At 69.9% G+C, this 19,838-nt stretch carries 16 protein-coding genes; 6 read left to right on the top strand and 10 right to left on the bottom strand.

From position 1 onward, the window contains the following. Positions 1 to 143 precede the first annotated feature (143 nt). The 4 genes from ACIQ8J_RS06215 to ACIQ8J_RS06200 all read right to left on the bottom strand — a co-directional run bounded on the left by ACIQ8J_RS06215 (position 144) and on the right by ACIQ8J_RS06200 (position 4,146). Positions 144 to 2,408: a hypothetical protein gene (locus ACIQ8J_RS06215; RefSeq protein WP_403267166.1), complete on the bottom strand. Its 2,265-nt coding sequence runs from the start codon at positions 2,406 to 2,408 to the stop codon at positions 144 to 146. Between the two features lie 168 nt (positions 2,409 to 2,576). After that, a complete protein-coding gene (locus ACIQ8J_RS06210; RefSeq protein ID WP_403267169.1) occupies positions 2,577 to 2,987 on the bottom strand; it encodes a DUF6113 family protein in 411 nt (136 codons plus the stop codon). Then, entirely contained in the window at positions 2,984 to 3,871 is an 888-nt protein-coding gene (gene mshB, locus ACIQ8J_RS06205; RefSeq protein ID WP_403267172.1) for an N-acetyl-1-D-myo-inositol-2-amino-2-deoxy-alpha-D-glucopyranoside deacetylase, read from the bottom strand. Before mshB ends, ACIQ8J_RS06210 begins: the two co-directional genes overlap by 4 nt. A gap of 80 nt (positions 3,872 to 3,951) precedes the next feature. Further along, positions 3,952 to 4,146: a DUF2304 family protein gene (locus ACIQ8J_RS06200; protein WP_329463234.1), complete on the bottom strand. Its 195-nt coding sequence runs from the start codon at positions 4,144 to 4,146 to the stop codon at positions 3,952 to 3,954. A gap of 195 nt (positions 4,147 to 4,341) precedes the next feature. Here ACIQ8J_RS06200 and ACIQ8J_RS06195 point away from each other — a divergent pair, with 195 nt between their 5' ends. The 6 genes from ACIQ8J_RS06195 (at position 4,342) to ACIQ8J_RS06170 (ending at position 13,005) form a co-directional block, all read left to right on the top strand. Further along, positions 4,342 to 6,513 (top strand): prolyl oligopeptidase family serine peptidase, encoded by a 2,172-nt coding sequence (locus ACIQ8J_RS06195; protein WP_403267175.1) that lies wholly within the window; start codon positions 4,342 to 4,344, stop codon positions 6,511 to 6,513. Positions 6,514 to 6,859: 346 nt separating this feature from the next. Next, entirely contained in the window at positions 6,860 to 7,897 is a 1,038-nt protein-coding gene (locus tag ACIQ8J_RS06190; protein ID WP_403267178.1) for an ABC transporter permease, read from the top strand. A 29-nt stretch (positions 7,898 to 7,926) separates the two neighbouring features. Next, positions 7,927 to 9,705, top strand: a complete 1,779-nt coding sequence (locus ACIQ8J_RS06185; protein WP_403267181.1) for an ABC transporter substrate-binding protein — start codon at positions 7,927 to 7,929, stop codon at positions 9,703 to 9,705. Positions 9,706 to 9,777: 72 nt separating this feature from the next. Further along, the gene (locus tag ACIQ8J_RS06180; protein ID WP_403267184.1) at positions 9,778 to 10,755 is read left to right on the top strand and encodes an ABC transporter permease; all 978 of its coding nucleotides are present in this window, start codon (positions 9,778 to 9,780) and stop codon (positions 10,753 to 10,755) included. A 28-nt stretch (positions 10,756 to 10,783) separates the two neighbouring features. Then, positions 10,784 to 11,851 (top strand): ABC transporter ATP-binding protein, encoded by a 1,068-nt coding sequence (locus tag ACIQ8J_RS06175; protein WP_403267186.1) that lies wholly within the window; start codon positions 10,784 to 10,786, stop codon positions 11,849 to 11,851. Positions 11,852 to 11,871: 20 nt separating this feature from the next. Continuing rightward, positions 11,872 to 13,005 carry an ABC transporter ATP-binding protein gene (locus ACIQ8J_RS06170; protein WP_403267188.1) on the top strand — a complete coding sequence of 378 codons (1,134 nt, stop codon included), beginning with the start codon at positions 11,872 to 11,874 and terminating at the stop codon, positions 13,003 to 13,005. Here the strand turns inward: ACIQ8J_RS06170 and ACIQ8J_RS06165 are convergent. The 6 genes from ACIQ8J_RS06165 to ACIQ8J_RS06140 all read right to left on the bottom strand — a co-directional run bounded on the left by ACIQ8J_RS06165 (position 13,002) and on the right by ACIQ8J_RS06140 (position 19,781). Beyond that, positions 13,002 to 14,051: an ABC transporter ATP-binding protein gene (locus ACIQ8J_RS06165; RefSeq protein WP_403267191.1), complete on the bottom strand. Its 1,050-nt coding sequence runs from the start codon at positions 14,049 to 14,051 to the stop codon at positions 13,002 to 13,004. The two genes, ACIQ8J_RS06170 and ACIQ8J_RS06165, sit on opposite strands and share 4 nt — an antisense overlap. Then, positions 14,044 to 15,018 carry an ABC transporter ATP-binding protein gene (locus ACIQ8J_RS06160; protein ID WP_403267194.1) on the bottom strand — a complete coding sequence of 325 codons (975 nt, stop codon included), beginning with the start codon at positions 15,016 to 15,018 and terminating at the stop codon, positions 14,044 to 14,046. Before ACIQ8J_RS06160 ends, ACIQ8J_RS06165 begins: the two co-directional genes overlap by 8 nt. An 11-nt stretch (positions 15,019 to 15,029) precedes the next feature. Further along, positions 15,030 to 16,031: an ABC transporter permease gene (locus tag ACIQ8J_RS06155; RefSeq protein ID WP_403267197.1), complete on the bottom strand. Its 1,002-nt coding sequence runs from the start codon at positions 16,029 to 16,031 to the stop codon at positions 15,030 to 15,032. Continuing rightward, the gene (locus ACIQ8J_RS06150) at positions 16,024 to 16,947 is read right to left on the bottom strand and encodes an ABC transporter permease (RefSeq protein ID WP_403267199.1); all 924 of its coding nucleotides are present in this window, start codon (positions 16,945 to 16,947) and stop codon (positions 16,024 to 16,026) included. The genes ACIQ8J_RS06155 and ACIQ8J_RS06150 overlap by 8 nt, the downstream gene beginning before the upstream one ends. A gap of 81 nt (positions 16,948 to 17,028) precedes the next feature. Further along, positions 17,029 to 18,660 (bottom strand): ABC transporter substrate-binding protein, encoded by a 1,632-nt coding sequence (locus tag ACIQ8J_RS06145; protein WP_403267202.1) that lies wholly within the window; start codon positions 18,658 to 18,660, stop codon positions 17,029 to 17,031. A gap of 116 nt (positions 18,661 to 18,776) precedes the next feature. Then, a complete protein-coding gene (locus tag ACIQ8J_RS06140) occupies positions 18,777 to 19,781 on the bottom strand; it encodes a GNAT family N-acetyltransferase (RefSeq protein ID WP_403267204.1) in 1,005 nt (334 codons plus the stop codon). Positions 19,782 to 19,838 lie beyond the last annotated feature (57 nt).

Below are 19,838 nucleotides of genomic sequence, written 5' to 3'. Positions count from 1 at the left end.
CCGGAGCGTCTTCAATGGGGGTCCCCCCTGGCCCTTGAGGCCTTGGGGGAGGAGCTATGGGGACGTTTCGGCAACGCGGCGAGGTGCCGTGCCAGCCGTCGCGACCCCGGCCATGACCCACCGGACACCCCCTAGGACCCCGCTCAGCTGGGGTTGAGGTCGATCGTCACGGTGCGCTCGGCGGTGGTCTTGCCGCGCACGGCGGTCTGCATGGCATGGGCCACGTCGTCCGCCGACACCTCGTGCTTCTGGCCGTCACCCTTGAGGATCATGACGCCCTTGAACGTGCTGCCGAGCAGATCGGCGATCGCCTTCTTGTCGTAGACCTCGATCAGCTTCCCGTCGATCGGCTTCATCGAAAGGATCTTGGGGAGCGACTTCGCGGGACCGAAGTCGATGTGCTTCCCACCCGCCTTGATCGTGACGAGCCCGGACATCGCGGGCTGCGCGAACTCCTTCATCGCCCGGTCGAGCTCGGCCTGGCTGACGGTGGGCTGGTGCTCCGAGACGGGCAGCGGGACCGCGTCCGCGTTCCCGGTCTGGACCTGGGTCCGGTACGCGTCCTTCACCGAGATCATCGAGCGGTTCACATCGAGGGACTTGCCCGCCTTGCCCGGTACGGCGACCGCCTTGCCCGGAACGAACTTGATGGTGCCGTCCGTCGCCGAACCGGAGGCCCCCGCGAGGTCGGTCAGCGCGACGCCGAGCTTCTCCTCGTCCACCGGGATCACCGGCTGGGCCACCCGCTTGGCGCCGAACAGCGAGCCGATGACGGAGACCGGGTTGTAGTCGCTGCCCGCCGCGGCCCGCACGGTGGCCTGGCTGTCCAGCGAGAGGCCCGCGATCTCCGGCTTCAGCTGCTCCTGCTTGCCGTCGACGGTGAGGTGCAGCGGCTGGGCGGCGCGCTTGCCGAGCGTCTGGTCCAGCTTGGAGACGGCCGCCTCCTTGGTGCCGCCGCCGATGTCGACGCCGAGGACGGTGGTGCCCTTGGGCACCTCGGAGTGGTTGAGCACCAGACCCGCGCCGTACGCGACACCGGCCAGGACGACCAGGCCGCCGCCGATCAGGGCCAGCTTGGAGCGGCCCTTCTTGGCGGGGGCGGCGGACGCGGCGGTCCGGGCCGGCGGGGCGGGGGGCTCGGACTCGGCGGAGTCGGGGTCCGCGGGCGGTGTGAGGTTCGGGCCGCCGGGGCCGGACCTGCCGGGCGGGTAGGACGCGCCGCGGTGCTCCGGCGGGACGACCGGGATGCCGCTGGTGAGCGTGTCACCGGAGACGTGACCGCCGGGCGCGGCGGGGTTGACGGCCGGGCTGGCCAGCGGGTTGCCCACGGACTGCGTGAGCGGGCTGGGCGCCGGGGCCTGCGGAGTGAGGATCGCCGTGTCGTCGGACATGACGGGGACGGCACCCTGCCCGCCGGGCGCGAAGGGGTGGACTCCGCCGCCCTGGCCCGCGTCCCGACCGGGACGCAGACCGTCACCACGGACCGGGTCCGGCCCGGGACGCAGGTCCTGCCCGCGCCCCTGGCCCATGCCCTGGTTCGTGCCCGGACCGGGACCCATGCCCAGACCCACGCTCTGACCCATGCCCAGGCCCTGGCCCATGCCCTGACCGCGAGCCGGGTCCTGGCCGGGACGCAGACCGTCGGAACCGGGACGCAGACCGTCGGAACCGGGACGCAGACCGTCACCGCGCCCCATGTCCGGCCCCTGGCGCAGACCTTCGCCCGCCCCGCGCCCCAAGTCGGGCCCCTGGCGCTGGAGTTGACCGGAGTTGGCATCGCGGCCCGCGCCCTGGGAAAGGGCCGCGCCCTGACCCATGCCCGCACGGTTGCCGAGCGGCCGGGTCGGCAGCGTGGCGTTTCCGGTGACGGGTCCCGTGGTGGGCCCGGACGGCGGCCCGGGGCGCACCCCGTCCGAGCCGTTGAGGCCGTCGGTCCGCCCGGATCCGCCGGTGCCGTTCGCACCGTCCGAGAAGTACGGGAGGTCGGGCCGCGGGGTGCCGGACGGCGGGGTCGCCGAAGAACCCGGGGCCGCCGAGGACTTGCGCGGGGCGAACCAGTCGCTGGTGGGCCGCTCCTCGGCGGCCGGCTCCTCCGGCTCGGCCTCGGGCGCCTCGGGTCTGGCCACCGAACCGGTGCGCTCGCTCACGCCTTCCGCGTCCGCCACCTTCGCGGCATCGCTCACCGGCGTACGCATCACGACCGGCGGAATGGGGCGCGAGCCCGGGATGTTGATCCGGATCCGCGTCGTCAGCGTGGTCTCGGTCTTGGGCTCGTCCGGCTCGGCGGCGACTTCAGGAGCGTCCTGGCCCGCGGACGACGGGGTCCCGTACGGCGGGGTACCCGACGGGTACGCGGCTGCGCCCCGCCCCTGCGGGCCGGAGGACGAACTGTCAGTTTCACGACTCAAGGCTGGTTCACTCCCGTTTGGCTCCGCCACCCGGTCTCGTTCACGTGGTCCCTCTGTACGGGCGGCTCGGCGGCGCGCACCACCATACTGGCCGCCGCGTTCGCGTACGGGGCGGCCCGGAGAAGGCGCGCCCCGTCCTCTTCTACTGCGTCGGCGCGCCTGCGCACGTCACTCGCCAAGTCGGGCTACCGGCCCGCCCGGTTGTGCGAATTGGCCGATCGTGGCACAGATCACAGCCGCGACCATGCCGCCCAGGAGGAAGACATACGACCCGATTCCGGCACTGAAGATGAAGTCGCCCTCCGGACGCGAGGTGGTCAGCAGGACGACGGCGACCAGCCAGCCGGCCGCGGGCGCCCCCGCTCCGCCCCGGCCGCCGGTCAGTTGCGTACCGGCGTAGAAGAGCCCGGCGGCCCCGGCGAGGGACAGCAGGAGGCCGCCGGGGAACCAGGCGGCCTGGACCAGCGCCCCGGCCGCTCCGACGACCGCCCCGAGAACAACGAGGAGCAGGAACACGGCGATCCGCACCGCGCCGCGGCCCGCCCCGGCGTTCGTCCGCGTCTTCGTGTCCGTGCTCATGCGCCCACGCCTTCGAACAGGTCGTCCTCGCGGCGGCCGGCCCCGGCTCCGCTCGCGCCCGCCGCCAACTGGTAGTACTCGGTGGTGAAGATCGGCTGGCCCAGGTCGTTGGAGAGCGCGAAGTAGGGCCCCCGTACGGTGATCTGGGTCTCGTGCGCGCGCATCGCGGCGCTCTTGGCGGCCGCGTACGCACTGCCGTCGATCTCGGCCGTGATGTCCGACTCGTCCACCACACCCGGTACGTCACCGATGGCGGCGATGCCGGGGAAGTCCGGGTTCGCGGCGCGGAGTTCGGCGAAGGCGCGCTCGGCGGCCGGGCGGGGCACCCGGTTCCAGTAGATCTTCGCGATGCCGTGCGGTTCGCCCAGGTCGCGGCGGTAGCCGGACTCCGCGGCGAGTTCGGCCGCGCGCATCGCGACGCGGTGCGCCTGGATGTGGTCGGGGTGCCCGTAGCCGCCGTTCGGGTCGTAGGTGACGAGGACCTGCGGGCGCACCGAGCGAATCACCTCCACGAGGTACGCGGCCGCGTCGTCCACCTCCGTGTTCCAGAAGGCGCCCGCGCGGTGGTTCTGCTCGACGCCCATCATCCCGGAGTCGCGGAACCGGCCGGGGCCGCCGAGGAACCGGTGGTCGCCGACGCCGAGTTCCTTCATCGCGGCGGCGAGTTCACCGATCCGGTGGGCGCCGAGGCCGCCCTCCCGGTCGGGCGCGAGATGGGCCAGGTCCGGCGGGATGACCTCGCCCTCTTCACCGAGGGTGCAGGTCACGAGGGTGACCTGGGCGCCCTCGGCGGCGTACTTGGCCATGGTGGCGCCGTTGTTGATCGACTCGTCGTCCGGGTGCGCGTGCACCAGGAGGAGACGGCGGGCGGGGAATTCCGACATGGGCCCAGCCTACGAGGCCGGGGCCGCCACCGCGCCAGGCGTCGCCCCGGGGCCGCGGGGATCGGCCGGTACCGTCCGTTTCAGAACTTGATCCCGCCGATCATCCCGGCGACGTTGCTGGTGACCTGGCTGATGGTGGGGGCGATGGAGGAACTCGCCAGGTAGAAGCCGAGCAGCATGCAGACCACCGCGTGTCCGGCCTTCAGCCCGGATTTCCGGACCAGCAGGAAGACGACGATCGCCAGCAGCACCACCGCCGAAATCGAGAGTGCCACGGCGGTTCACCTCCATCTGTTCCAGTGGATCGGACGGACCGGACCCAGCAGCGCGCATACAGCAGCAGGTTCATACCCACTCAGCGCTACGGATCATAACTATCCGTGGGAACGCATTGATCGGGGCACGGGCGCACAAGGGGCGCACACCCGGCACGCCCGGCGGGCCCCGCCCGGGGCGGCTAGGTTCCCCTCATGACGACCACTGCATCCAGGCACCCAGAGGACCCCGGGCAGCTCTCGTTCCCCCGGCACTCGGCACGCACTCAGCGCTTCACGCTCGGCGCGCCCCGCGCCTTCACCGTCGCGCCGGACGGCGAGCGGGTCGTCTTCCTGCGCTCGGCCGGCGGCACCGAACGCAGCAACCTGCTCTGGGTGCTCGACCTGGCAGGCGGCGCCGCGGAGCGGATCGCGGCCGACCCCGGCGCCCTGCTCGGCGGGCACGGCGAACGGCTCTCCGCGCAGGAGCGCGCCCGGCGCGAACGCAGCCGGGAGGGATCGGCCGGAATCATCGCTTACGCCACCGACGCGGCCGTGGAACTCGCCGCGTTCGCCCTCTCCGGGCGCCTGTTCACCGCCGAGCTGCGCGCCGGGACCGCCCGCGAGCTGCCGGCCCGGGGCCCGGTGCTCGACCCCCGCCCCTCCCCCGACGGCCGCCACGTGGCCTATGTGGCGCAGGGTGCGCTGCGGGTCGTGGGGGCCGAGGGCGAAGGCGACCGGGCGCTCGCCGAGCCGGAGTCGCCCGAAGTGACGTACGGGCTCGCGGAGTTCATCGCCGCGGAGGAGATGGCACGCTCGCGCGGCCACTGGTGGAGCCCCGAGTCGGACCGCCTGCTCGTCGCCCGCGCGGACGAGACGAGCGTGCGCCGCTGGTGGATCGCCGACCCGGCCAACCCCGGCCAGGAGCCCGCGCGGGTCGCCTATCCGGCGGCCGGGACGCCCAACGCCGAGGTGCGGCTCTTCCTGTACGCGCTCGACGGCACCCGTACCGAGATCGTCTGGGACCGGGCCCGCAACCCCTATCTCGCCCGGGTGCACTGGTCGTCGGACGGGGCGCCGCTGCTGCTCGTCCAGTCCAGGGACCAGCGCACCCAGCTCCACCTCGCCGTGGACACGGAGTCGGGCGCGACCCGCACCGTGCACGTCGACGAGGACCCCGACTGGCTCGAACTCCTTCCGGGCGGGCCGGCCTGGGCGCCCGACGGCCGGCTCGTGCGGATCGCCGACGAGGGCGGGGCGCGCGTCCTCGCGGTGGGCGACCGGAACCTGACCGGGCCGCAGTTGCAGGTCAGGGCGGTGCTCGACATCGGCGACAGCGATGTGCTGATCTCCGCGTCGGCGGGCGAGCAGGCGCCCGCGGCTGCCGCCGGTGCCCCCGAGATCGGCGAAATCCATGTGTACCGGGTCAATGAGCTGGGTACGGAACGCGTCTCGGACGGCGCCGGAGTCCACTCGGCCGTACGCTCCGGCGCGGTCACCGTGCTCACATCGGCGCGGCCCGACCGGCCGGGGACGGCCGTCCGGGTGCTGCGGGACGGCAAGGAACTGGCCAAGATCGCCTCGTACGCGGCCGAACCGGGCCTCGCGGTGCGGCTTCGGCTCACCTCAGGGGGCGCACGGCGGATCCCGTGCGCCGTGCTGCTCCCGGCCCACTACCGGGAGACGGACGGGCCGCTGCCGGTACTCATGGATCCGTACGGCGGGCCGCACGGACAGCGGGTGCTGGCCGCGCACAACGCGCACCTCGCCTCCCAGTGGTTCGCCGACCAGGGCTTCGCGGTGGTCGTCGCCGACGGCCGCGGCACCCCGGGCCGCTCCCCGGCCTGGGAGAAGTCGATCAGGGACGACTTCACCCTCGCGCTCGACGACCAGATCGAGGCGCTGCACGGACTGGCGGGCGCGTACCCGCTGGACCTCGGGCGGGTGGCGATGCGGGGCTGGTCCTTCGGCGGCTATCTGTCCGCGCTGGCCGTGCTGCGGCGGCCGGACGTCTTCCACGCGGGCATCGCGGGGGCGCCGGTGGTGGACTGGGAGCTGTACGACACGCACTACACGGAGCGCTATCTGGGACTGCCGTCCGCATCCCCGGAGGTCTACCGCACCAACTCCCTTGTCTCAGCGGGGGAGTTGACCCGGCCGGCGGATCCGGCCCGCCCCCTGATGGTCATCCACGGCATGGCGGACGACAATGTGGTGGTCGCACACACCCTGCGGCTGTCCTCGGCGCTCCTGGCCGCGGGCCACCCCCACGAGGTGCTCCCCCTGACGGGCGTGACCCATATGACCCCGCAGGAGCAGGTGGCCGAAAACCTGCTGCTGCTCCAAGTCGACTTCCTGCGCAGGGCGTTGGGGCTGCCCCGGGGATAGCCGACAGACGGCCGGCCGGGCCGCGTGGTGCGCCCCGGCCGGCCAACGGCACCCGCACGGCCGTACGGTGCCCATGGTGGCGTGTTCGTATATCGGCGATGCGACCGTCAAGTTGCTTGCGTGTTACGGAAATTGATGGATATTTAGCACCAGATTCCGGATATGCCGGAAGCCTGTCAAGCACGCGTCCGCACCAAAGAATGAAATCTTCCGCCAAGTTATCCGACGAGTTCGCCTCGGCCCGCCCAAACCCCTTGACGCACACCGCCGTACGCATGAATGTTCCCGTCAACAAATGACGCCACGCGGCGCTGCTGAATCCTTCCGGTGCGGGGGGCAATGCGAAATGACGAGTTCCACCAGAGCTGCCATGGAGCCGACTGATCCACTCCCCGGAGAGGGCGACGACTCCGAAGCGGCCGGCGGTACCGACGCAAAGACCAGTGAACTTGTCGGACGCTCACCCGGGCGTCTTGCGTGGATCCGGTTCAGACGCGACAAGGTCGGAATCCTGTGCGCCTTTACGGTGCTCGGATTCATCGTGATCGCACTGGCCGCTCCACTGATCTCCAAGCTGTACGGCAAGGATCCGTACCAGCTGTACGGACAGGACCGCGGGCTGCTGAACAGCTACGGCATTCCGCTCAAGCCCAACGGCGGTATCGACGGCGACTTCTGGTTCGGTCTCGAACCGAAGCTGGGCCGCGACGTGTTCACGCTTTTGATCTACGGCATCCGCACCTCGCTGCTCATCGCGCTGGCGGTCACCGTGGTCGCGGTGGTCATCGGGGTGCTCGTGGGGCTGGTCCAGGGATATCTGGGCGGCCGGACCGACTACTTCCTCGGCCGGTTCTCGGATCTGATGCTGTCCTTCCCGCAGCAGCTGTTCTTCATCGCCTTCACCCCGGTGATCGTGGCCCTGTTCGTCTCCCCCACCGAGGAGGAGCCGGCCTACGTCCGGGTGGTGGCGCTGATCCTGGTGCAGCTGATCCTCGGCTGGATGACGATCGGCCGGCTCATCCGGGCCCAGGTGCTCTCGCTGCGCGAGCGCGAGTTCATCGAGGCGGCCCGGCTCAGCGGCGCCTCCGGCTGGCGGATCATCCGCAAGGAGCTGCTGCCCAACATCTGGTCGACCGTGCTGGTGCAGGCGACGTTGCTGCTGCCGGTCAACGTCACCGCCGAGGCGGGGCTCTCCTACCTCGGCGTCGGGGTCCACAGCCCCACTCCGGACTGGGGCCTGCTCTTCCAGTCCGGAGCCACGTACTACGACTCCGATCTCACCTTCATGTTCTTCCCCGGCATCGCGATGGTCGTCTTCGTCGTGGCGTTCAACCTGCTCGGGGATTCGGTCCGGGACGCTCTCGACCCCAAGACCGTGCGCTGAAGTCCGATCATCCTGACAGGCAGGAATCCATGAGAAAAAACAGGGCGCGCCAGGTTTCCGCGGTTCTCGCGGTGGGGGCACTGGCGCTGACGGCCGCCTGCAGCAGCGGCGGAGCCGACAACGGCAAGGCTCCCGGCGGGGGCAAGAAGGCCGAGGTGCAGAACTTCGGGGTGGGCACCAAGGCCGACTCCACCGGCCCGGCGGTGGCGGTCGACGGCGCCAAGTCCGGCGGCACCGCGTACAGCCTCGACCAGACCGGCTTCGACTACCTCGACCCGGGCCAGCAGTACGTGAGCGACCAGCTCTCGGTGCAGCTGCTCTACAACCGCTCGCTCACCGGCTACAAGATCGACCCGAAGACCGGCAAGACGGTCGTCGTCGGCGACCTCGCCACCGACACCGGCACCCCTTCCGACGGCTCGAAGACCTGGACGTACACCCTGAAGGACGGGGTGAAGTTCGAGGACGGCACGCCGGTCACCACGAAGGACATCAAGTACGGCATCGAGCGGCTCTTCGCCGACTACCAGACGCAGGGACCGCAGTACGTCCAGAAGTGGATCTACGGACCCGACTACCGCAAGAAGTACGCCGGTCCGTACGACGGCAAGGAGATCCCGGACGCGCAGATAGCGACCCCCGACGACAAGACGATCGTCTTCCACTTCCTCCAGCCGCACGCGGACACCCCGTACGCGATGGCGATGCCCAACATCTCGCCGGTCCCCAAGGCCAAGGACGACAAGCAGAAGTACAACAACCACCCGGTCGCCACCGGCCCGTACAAGATCGCGGACTACAAGCCGGGCAAGTCGCTGTCGTTCGTGCGCAACCCCGGCTGGGACCCGAAGACCGACCCGATCCGCAACGCCTACCCGGACAAGTGGGAGTTCCAGCTCGGCATCCAGGAGCCGGGTCTGACCAACCGGCTCGCCGCCGACACCAGCACCGACAAGTACGCCATCGACATGGCGAACTCGGCGGACCCGTCGAAGATGCAGACGCTGACCTCGGACCCGCAGTACAAGGACCGGACGGTCAACGAGTACCAGCCCTACGTCGAGGTGTTCAACCTCAACAGCAAGCGGATCAAGGACCCGAAGGTCCGCCAGGCGCTGGCGTACGCCTTCCCGATGCAGCAGGTCCAGCAGGCCTTCGGCGGCGGCGCGCAGGGCGACCTCGGCACCACGCTGCTCAGCCCGACCGTGGCCGGCTGGCAGAAGTTCGACCCGTTCGGCAAGCTCACCAAGCCCATGGGTGACCCCGAGAAGTCGCTGGCGCTCCTGAAGGAGGCCGGCGTCACCACCCCGTACAAGATCTCGCTGGCCTACGCGAACACGCCGCGCTGGGACAACGTCACCCTCACCATCCAGAAGGCGCTGGAGAAGGCCGGCTTCAAGGTCGAGCGCAAGGCCATCGACCCGACCTCGTACTACACGGTGGTCGGCAAGCTGGACACCCCGTACGACATGTACCGCACCGGCTGGGGCGCGGACTGGCCCAACGGCTCGACGGTCGTCCCGCCGACCATGGACGGGCGCAACCTGATGGACGGCACCAACAACTACTCGTTCATGAACGACCCGAAAGTCAACTCCGAGATCGACCGGATCAACCAGATCACGGATCTGCCCAAGCAGGCCGACGAGTGGCGGACGCTCTCCGAGTACGTGCTCCAGAACGACACGTCGCAGATTCCGTTCCTCTTCGACAAGTACTTCAACCTGCACGGTTCCGGTCTCGGTGGCGTCACCTACAACGAGATCTACGGGACGATCAACCCGAACACGATCTTCGTGAAGCAGTAGCACGTGCGGCTCGGTTTTCCCCGGCCCGGCGTCGGGCCGGGGAAAACCGCATAGCGACGGAAGAGTCAGCCGATGTTCCGTTTCCTCGTGCGCCGCGTGCTCGGTGCCGTGGTCATCCTGCTGTTGATCAGCATGATCACCTATTTCCTCTTCTTCTTCCTGCCCTCCGACCCGGCTCTGCTCTCCTGTGGAAAACAGTGCGATCCGCAGAATGTCGCGCTGATCCGGAAGAACCTCGGACTCAACCTGCCGATCTGGACGCAGTACTGGCATTACATGGTGGGCATATTCGCCGGCCGCCACATGCCCATCGGTGACTGCCCCGCACCCTGCTTCGGCTATTCCTTCGCCAATCAGCAGCCGGTCTGGGGCACGATCGCCGACAGCTACCCGACGACGCTGACGCTGGCCGTCGGCGGCTCGGCCGTCTTCCTCACCATCGGGGTCTCGCTCGGCCTCGTCTCGGCCTGGCGCCAGGGCACCGTCTTCGACCGGATCGCCAGCTCCGCCTCGCTGCTCGGGCAGTCGGTGCAGATCTACTTCATCGGCCCGCTCGCGATCCTGTTCTTCTCCACCAAGCTCGGCTGGCTCGACCGGGGCCACGACGTGGACTGGAAGCACGACGCCTGGGGCTCGGTCACCGGGATGATCCTGCCGTGCCTGGTCCTGTCGGTGATCTTCTGGTCCAACTACAGCCGCCAGACCCGCTCGTTGATGGTCGAGCAGCTGTCGGAGGACCACATCAGGGCGGCCCGCGCCAAGGGCATGTCGTCCCGCTACGTCTTCCTGCGGTACGCGCTGCGCGGCGCCATGGCCACCATCATCACCATCTTCGGCGTGGACCTGAGCGCGGTGCTCGGCGGCGCGATCATCACCGAGGTGACCTTCGGCCTGCACGGCCTGGGGCTGCTCTCGGTGGAGGCCGTCCTGCGCAGCGATCTGCCGCTGGAGATGGCCGTCATGCTCATCGGCGCCACCCTGATCGTCGTCTGCAACATCGTCGTCGACCTGGCGTACGCCTTCATCGACCCCCGGATCAGGCTCACTTGAGGCCGCAGACCCACCGGAAAGGTGCCCCGTGTCCACCTTGAGCCAGACCGCCGCCGAACCGGCCGCCGAACCGGCCTCCGCCTTCCTCTCGGTCCGGGACCTGTACGTCCACTTCGCCACCGAGGACGGCACCGTCAAGGCCGTCGACGGCCTCTCCTTCGATCTGGAACGCGGCTCCACGCTGGGCATCGTCGGCGAGTCGGGCTCCGGCAAGTCGGTGACCAACCTCGCGATCCTGGGGCTGCACAACCCGCGCAACACCACGATCCGGGGCGAGATCCTGCTCGACGGGCAGGAGTTGACCGGCGCCACCGAGCGGCAGCTGAACCGGCTGCGCGGCAAGAAGATGGCGATGATCTTCCAGGACTCGCTGGCCGCGCTCTCGCCGTTCTACACGGTGGGACGGCAGATCGCCGAGCCCCTCATGAAGCACACCGGCGCCTCCCGCCGCGAGGCGCGGGCGCGCGCCGTGGACATGCTGCGCAAGGTCGGCATCCCGCAGCCCGAACTGCGCGTCGACGACTACCCGCACCAGTTCTCCGGCGGCATGCGCCAGCGCGCGATGATCGCGATGGCGCTGGTCTGCGACCCGGACCTGGTGATCGCCGACGAGCCCACCACCGCACTCGACGTGACGGTCCAGGCGCAGATCCTCGACCTGCTGAAGGACCTCCAGCAGGAGACCGGTGCGGCGATCGTCATCATCACCCACGACCTGGGGGTGATCGCCAAGACCGCCGACCACGTGATGGTGATGTACGCGGGCCGCTGCGTGGAACGCGGCACCGTCAAGGAGGTCATGCAGCGGCCCCGGCACCCCTACAGCTGGGGGCTGCTCAGCTCCATCCCGCGCCTGGACTCCGCCGTGGACAGCCCGCTGGTGCCGATCCCCGGCACCCCGCCGAGCCTGCTCTCGCCGCCGCCCGGCTGCCCCTTCCACCCCCGGTGCGGCTTCACCGGCGAGGTGGCGAGCGGGGCCTGCCGCACCGTCCGCCCCGACCTGCCGGAGGACCAACGACGCGGCGCCGCCTGTCACTTGACGGCCGAACGGACGGAAGCCGTCTTCACCGAGCAGATCCGCCCCCGGCTGCGCTGAGAAGGATGCGGGACATCGCCATGAGTGAGAAAGCCACCAGCCTCGCCAAGCCGCCGGGCAGGGCGCCCGCGCCCCGGCCCGGCGCCACCGGCCCGCTGCTCGAAGTGACCGGCCTCGCCAAGTACTTCCCGATCACCATGGGGTTCCTCCTCAAGCGGCACGTCGGCGACGTGCGCGCGGTGGACGGGATCGACCTCAGCATCGGGCGGGGCGAGACCCTCGGCCTGGTCGGCGAGTCCGGCTGTGGAAAGTCGACCACCGGCCGCCTGATCACCCGCCTCCTCGAACCCAGCGCGGGAAGGATCGTCTACGCCGGCCAGGACATCACCCACGCCTCCCGGCGGACCCTCGCCCCGATCAGGTCCGAGATCCAGATGATCTTCCAGGACCCGTACGCCTCGCTCAACCCGCGCCAGACGGTCGGCGACATCATCGCCAACCCGATGGTGGTCAACGGCATCAAGCCGCCGGGCGGCGTCGAGCACCGGGTCCGCGAGCTCCTGGAGACCGTCGGCCTGAACCCGGAGCACTACAACCGCTTCCCGCACGAGTTCTCCGGCGGTCAGCGCCAACGCATCGGCGTGGCACGGGCGTTGGGCATGGAGCCGAAGCTGATCGTGGCCGACGAGCCGGTCTCGGCGCTCGACGTGTCGATCCAGGCCCAGGTGGTCAACCTGCTCCAGGAGCTCCAGCGGGAGCTGGACATCGCCTTCCTCTTCATCGCCCACGACCTGGCGATCGTGCGGCACTTCTCGCAGCGGGTCGCCGTGATGTACCTGGGCCGGATCGTCGAGGTCGGCGACCGCGAGTCGATCTACCAGCGACCGCGCCACCCGTACACCCACGCGCTGCTCTCGGCGGTGCCGGAGGCCGTGGTGGACGAGGCGGGCGAGGGCCGCGAGCGCATCCGGCTGGCCGGCGACGTGCCCTCGCCGGTGAACCCGCCGTCGGGCTGCCGCTTCCGCACCCGGTGCTGGAAGGCGCAGGACAGGTGCGCCCGGGAGACTCCCCCGCTGGTACGCGTCGAAGGCAACCGGGAGGGCCATCTGACGGCGTGTCACTTCCCGGAGGATCCGACGGTCGCGGCCCGGGACGAGGACGTGGTCCTCGACCCGGCGCTGCTCGCGATCGAGGAGGCGCCGGACACCCCCTAACCCGCGTCCGGCCCCGGCTCCTCCATCGGCACCACCCGCTTCTCCTTGGCGAAGTGGCACGACGAGGGGTGGTGCGCGGGCCCCTCCAGCAGCCGGAACTCGGCCGGCACGGCGAGCAGCGGCACCTCCTGCGCGCACCGCTCCTGCGCCTTCCAGCACCGAGTGCGGAAGGGGCAGCCGGACGGCGGGTTCGCGGGGGACGGCACGTCACCGGTCAGGATGATCCGTTCGCGGTGCGCGCGGGCCGAGGGGTCCGGCACCGGCACCGCCGAGAGCAGCGCCTGGGTGTAGGGGTGCGTGGGGTGCTCGTAGATCTCCTCGTCGCGGCCGATCTCGACGATCCGGCCCAGGTACATCACCCCGACCCGGTCGGAGATGTGCCGCACGATGGACAGGTCGTGGGCGATGAACACGTACGACAGCGAGAACTCGTTCTGCAGCCGGTCGAGGAGGTTCACGACCTGCGCCTGGACCGACACGTCGAGCGCGGAGACCGGTTCGTCCGCGACGATGATCTCCGGCTGGAGCGCCAACCCCCGTGCGATGCCGATGCGTTGGCGCTGGCCGCCGCTGAACTGGTGGGGGTAGCGGTTGATGTACTCGGGGTTGAGTCCCACCACGTCGAGCAGGTCCTGGACCTTCTTGCGGCGGTTCCCCTTCGGCGCGACCTCCGGGTGGATCTCGTACGGCTCCCCGATGATGTCGCCGACCGTCATGCGCGGGTTGAGCGAGGTGTACGGGTCCTGGAACACCATCTGGATGTTGCGGCGCACGGCCTTGAGGGCCCGGCCCGACATCTCGGTGATGTCCTCGCCCTTGTACTTGATCTGCCCGGCGGTCGGCCGTTCCAGGTTGACCAGCATCTTCGCGACGGTCGACTTGCCGCAGCCGGACTCGCCCACGATGCCGAGCGTCTCGCCGGCCACCAGGTCGAAGGAGACGCCGTCGACGGCCTTGACCGCGCCGATCTGCTTCTTGAAGAGGATGCCCTGGGTCAGCGGGTAGTGCTTGACCAGGTCCCGGACCTCCAGAATGGCCTCAGCCATCGAGGGTCTCCTTCCAGAAGAAGCACGCGCTCTGCCGGTCCTCGGCCACCTCGAACAGCGGCGGCACATCGGTGCGGCAGATGTCCTGGGCCATCGGGCAGCGCGGGTTGAAGGCGCAGCCCGGCGGAATGTGCAGCAGGTTCGGCGGCAGCCCCTTGATCGCATACAGCTCCTGGCCCTTCTGGTCCAGGCGCGGGATCGACTCCAGGAGGCCCTTGGTGTACGGATGCGCCGGCGCCCGGTAGATCTGGTGCACCGGGGCCTGCTCGACGATGCGGCCCGCGTACATCACCGCGATCTTGTCGGCGACGTCGGCGACCACGCCCAGGTCGTGGGTGATCAGGATGAGCCCCATGTTCAGCTCGCGCCGCAACTCGGCCAGCAGATCCATGACTTGGGCCTGCACGGTGACGTCGAGGGCGGTGGTCGGCTCGTCCGCGATGATCAGGGACGGTTCCAGGGCCATCGCCATCGCGATCATGATGCGCTGGCGCATGCCGCCGGAGAACTGGTGCGGGTACTGGCCGACGCGCTCCTTGGCGGCGGGGATGCGCACCCGGTCCATCAGCTCGACGGCCTTGGCCCTGGCGTCCTTGCGCGACATGCCGCGGTGGACGGTGAACATCTCCGAGAGCTGGTCGCCCACGCTGAGCACGGGGTTCAGCGAGGACAGCGCGTCCTGGAAGATCATGGCCATCTGGGAGCCGCGGATCCTGCGCCGCTCTTCCTCCTTGAGCTTGAGGAGGTCCTTGCCCTGGAAGATGATCTCGCCGCCGGTGATCCGTCCCGGCGGCATGTCCAGGATCCCCATCACGGCCTGCGCGGTGACGGACTTCCCGGAGCCGGACTCGCCGAGCACGGCCAGCGTCTCGCCCGCCGCCACCGAGTAGTCGACCCCGTTGACGGCCTTGGCCACCCCGTCCCGCGTCGTGAACTCCACCTGCAGATCGCGCACTTCGAGCAGCATGGTCTGGCTCCTCAACGCAGCTTGGGGTCGAGGGCGTCGCGCACCGCGTCGCCGAGCATGATGAACGCGAGCACCGTGATCGCCAGCGCGCCCGCCGGCCAGAGCAGCATGTGCGGGGCGTTGCGGATGTACTGGGAGGCGGCCGAGATGTCGATGCCCCAGGAGACGGTGGGCGGCTTCAGGCCGACGCCGAGGTAGGAGAGCGTCGCTTCGAGCGCGATGAACGTACCGAGCGCGATGGTCGCCACGACGATGACGGGGGCGACCGCGTTGGGCGCGATGTGGCGCAGCAGCATCCGGGAGTTGGAGGCGCCGAGCGCGCGGGCCGCCTGGACGTAGTCGTTCTGCTTGGCGGTGATGACCGAGCCGCGCGCGATGCGGGCGATCTGCGGCCAGCCGAGCAGGATCATGAAGCCGATGACCGGCCAGACGGTGGTGGAGGTGACCACCGACAGGAAGACGAGGCCGCCGAGGACCACGGGGATGCCGAAGAAGATGTCGGTGACGCGGGAGAGCAGCGCGTCCCAGCCGCCGCCGAAGAACCCGGCGAGCCCGCCGACGACCGAGCCGAACAGGGCGACGCCGACGGTGGTGCACACGCCGACGGTGACCGAGGCGCGGGCGCCGTGGACCGTACGCGTGTAGACGTCGCAGCCCTGCCCGTCGTAGCCGAAGGGGTGGCCGGGCGCGGAGCCCAGCTGGGCCTTGGCGAGGTCGCACTTGAGCGGGTTGCCGCTCGCGATCAGCGACGGCCAGATCGCGATGACCACCAGGAAGAGGATGACGAGGCCGGCGATGATGAAGACGGGGTTGCGGCGCAGATCGCGCCAGGCGTCCGACCACAGCGAGCGCGGCTTCTCGGAGGGTCCCGTGCCGAGCGGCCCGCCTGGGGCCCGTCCGCCGGAGGCGGCTGATGGCGGCTGCTCCAGCGTCGCCGCCTCGCTCGCCGCGAGGTCCATCGCGCCGCCGGCCCCCGTCGCGGCGATCGCTCCGTCGTCGAAAGGCTCAGGCATAGCGGATCCTCGGGTCGAGTACGGCGTACAGGAGGTCGACGATGAGGTTGGCGATCAGGAAGACCAGCACGAGCACGGTCACGAAGCCGACCACGGTCTGGGTGCTCTGGCGCAGGATGCCCTGGTAGAGCTGGTAGCCGACGCCGTGGATGTTGAAGATCCGCTCGGTGACGATCGCACCGCCCATCAGCGCGCCGACGTCGGTGCCGATGAAGGTGACGACGGGGATCAGCGAGTTGCGCAGCAGGTGCCTGGTGATCACCCGCCGTCGCGGCAGGCCCTTGGCGACGGCGGTGCGCACGTAGTCCGCGCGGGCGTTCTCGGCGATCGAGGTCCTGGTGAGCCGGGTGACATACGCGAGCGACACGGACGCCAACACGAGCCCGGGGAGCAGGAGTTCGTTGAACGGCGCCTCCGGGGACACGGTGGGTTTGATGACGCCCCACTCGACACCGAGCAGCAGTTGCAACAGCAGTCCGGTGACGAAGACGGGGATGGCGATGACGACGAGCGTCAGCATCAGGACGACGGTGTCGACGGGCCGGCCGCGCCGCAGCCCGGTGACCACTCCGAGGCTGATGCCGATGACGATCTCGAAGATGATCGCCACGATGGTCAGCCGGATGGTGACGGGGAAGGCGGCGGACATCAGCTCGGTGACCCGCTGCCCGTTGAACGCGGTCCCGAAGTCGCCGGTGAACACGTTCCCCATGTACGTCAGGTACTGCTGCCACACCGGCTTGTCGAGGCCGAACTCCCTCTTGAGCTGGGCGGCGGTGGCCGGATCACAGGCCTTGTCTCCGCAGAGCCCGGCGATCGGATCCCCCATCACGTTGACCATCAGGAAGATCAGCAGCGTGGCGCCGAAGAAGACCGGGATCATCTGGAGCAGACGCCGGATCACATACCGTCCCATGGGGCCCTCCGGGGGTCGTCGGAACTCGCAAGGGGCGCGGCCCGGCGCCGCCAAGAGCGCCGGGCCGTCCGCCTCGCGGCGTCAGCTGACCTTGATCTGGTCGTAGACCGGGACGCTGAAGGGGTTCAGCGAGACGTTGGAGACGCGGGAGGAGTAGCCGGCGCTGCCGTTCTGGTACCAGAGCGGGATGGCGCCCATCTGGTCCCGCAGCACCCCTTCGGCCTGCTGGAAGGCGGCGACCGCCTTCGCCTTGTCGGTCTCGGCGTTGGCCTGGTCGACCAGCTTGTCGAACTCGGCGTTGGTCCACTTGCCGTCGTTGGAGGAGGCGCCGGTGTAGTACAGCGGCTGGAGGAAGTTCTGGATCAGCGGGTAGTCCATCTGCCAGCCCGCCCGGAAGGGGCCGCTCATCTTGGACTGGGTGATCTGGCTGCGGAAGTCGGCGAAGGTGCCGACCGGGTTGCCCACGCACGCCCTGTCGTTGCCCAGCGCGTTGTTGACGCTGTTGCAGATGGCGTCGACCCATTCCTTGTGCGAGCCGGTGTCCGCGTTGTACGAGATCTTCAGCTGCCCGCCGGGGATGCCGCCGCCCTCGGTGATGAGCTTCTTCGCCTCGGTGGGGTTGTAGGCGCAGGCGGCGCCGCAGAGCCCGGCCTTGTAGCCGCCGCTCTCGCCGAGCACCGGCGAGGTCCAGTCGGTGGCGGGGGTGCGGGTCTTCTGGAAGATGGTGTCGGTGATCTGCCGGCGGTTGATCGCCATCGACAGGCCCGTGCGGACCTTGACCGCGTTCGGAGTGTTCCAGGCGGCGTCGTAGTACGGGAAGGCGAGGGTCTGGATGATGCCGGCCGGGGTGTTGATGTACCGGTCGCCGAGGTCGGCCTTGACGTTCTTGAGCTGGGAGGCGGGCACGTCGTCCACGAGGTCGAGGTTGCCGGCCGTCAGGTCGGTGTAGGCGGTGTTGTTGTCGGTGTAGACCTTGAGGTCGATGCCGCCGTTCTGCGCCTTGTCGTCGCCCATGTACCCGGCCCACTTGCGCATCGACAGCTTGGAGCCCTTGGTGTACGAGTCCACCGTGTACGGCCCGTTGCCGACGGGCTTGGACAGCCAGGCCGCGTGGTTGTCGAAGAACGCCGTGGGCAGCGGCGCGAACGCCGGGTAGCCGAGGGTGTCGGGCCAGGTGGAGAACTTCTGGTGGAGCTTGACGGTGAAGTTCTTGTCGTCCACTACCTTGAGGCCGGACATGGTCTGGGCTGTCGGGCTGCCGCTCTTGGGGTGGACGTCGGCGTAGCCGTCGATGTAGGCGAACATCGACGCGTTCTTCTGGTTGTTCTTCAGGTTCGCGCCGTAGTTCCAGGCGTCCACGAAGGACTTGGCGGTGATCTTCTCGCCGTTGGAGAACGTCCAGCCGTCCTTCAGCGTGACCTTGAAGTTCTGCGAGTCGGTCGTCTCGATCGCGCTGGCGAGCATGTTCTTGGCCTCGCCGGTCTTCGGGTCGTACCGCTTGAGACCGCGCATGAGCATGTCGAGGACCTTGCCGCCCTGGACCTCGTTGGTGTTGGCGGGTTCGAGCGGGTTCTGCGGGTCGCCCCAGGACGAACTGACGATTCCGTTGGCGCCGCCGCCACCACCGCCACTCCCCCCGCCACCGCAGGCCGCCGCCGCCAGGGCGACGACCGCCGCACCTGCGGCCCACTTGGCGTGCGTGGCTCCGCGCATGGCGTCCTCCTAGAGTCCGGCTTGAGTCCTAAGTCCCGCTTAGGCCCAAATATCACCCTGGGAGTGCAGAGGGCGCACCTTTAAGTCCGCCGGACGGAACGGTGCTCCCGGCGGGTTCACCCGCCGGGGCCTCCCGGCGCCGGGTCCGTGGAGAGGCGGGCGTGCTGGTGCATGTCGTGGAAGGTGCCGGCCGGGGTGCCCGGCAGGTAGCCGCGCGCGATGCCCTCGTACGCGAAGCCGCAGCGCTCGGCCACCCGGCACGAGGAGTCGTTGCCGATCGCGTGGCCCAGCTCGATGCGGTGCAGCCCGAGGGTGGCGAACGCCCAACCGGTCAGCAGATTCACGGCGTTGGTCGTCGCACCGCGCCCGCGGGCCTCGGGCAGCAGCCAGTAGCCGACGCCCGCGTGGCCCATCGGGAGGAAGATGTTGTGCAGGGCGACGCTGCCGAGCGGGGCGTCGGTGTCCGCGTCGGCGACACAGTAGGGGGCGAACCTGCCGCCGGCCCAGCGGTCGGCGCATCTGCTGACGAATTCCCGGGCGCCGGCCGGATCCACGAGCGCGACGGGCGGGCCCCAGCGCAGCGCCTCGGGATCGTTGAGGCCCCGGATCACCGCGTCCACATCCGCGTCGTCGTCCCGCCAGGCCCGCAGCCGCAGCCCGTACCCGGTCAGCTCCTGGAAGCGCAGCGGGGCTTCGCCTTCCGCCGCCGGCCGGGGGTCGGGCGCCTGCCCCGGGGAAGGGGGCCGCACGACCAGCTCGACCTCGAACCCGGCCGCGTTCTCCAGATACCCGGCACAGTGCGCGGGGCCGCCCGCGAAGGGGTGCCGGTCGGGGAAGAGGAGGGTCCAGCCGTGCTCGGGCGCCGCCTCGACCAGTGCGTCGAGGGCGGCCCGGTCGGTGACGTGGAAGGCGAGGTGGTTGAGGCCGGGCCGGGTGCGCTCGTGCGACGCCGAGGTCTGCGCCGGGGACTGCTCCACCACGACGTACGTCTCGCCGCCGAGCCAGCTGCGGCCGGCCCGCCAGTCCTGGTACGGGCGGTAGCCGAGGCTCTCCAGGAGCCAGCCCCACGACTGCTTGGCCGGCCCGAGGTCGGGAACCCACAGCTCGACATGGTGCAGCATCGGCCGACAACTCCCTTACCGGCGACGGTGGTTGACACAACACAGCCGGGCCCGTGC

Origin of the sequence: Streptomyces sp. NPDC094147 (assembly GCF_044764265.1) — a bacterium.
In the GTDB taxonomy this organism is placed as follows: domain Bacteria; phylum Actinomycetota; class Actinomycetes; order Streptomycetales; family Streptomycetaceae; genus Streptomyces.
This window is presented reverse-complemented; position numbering and strand designations above follow the sequence as displayed.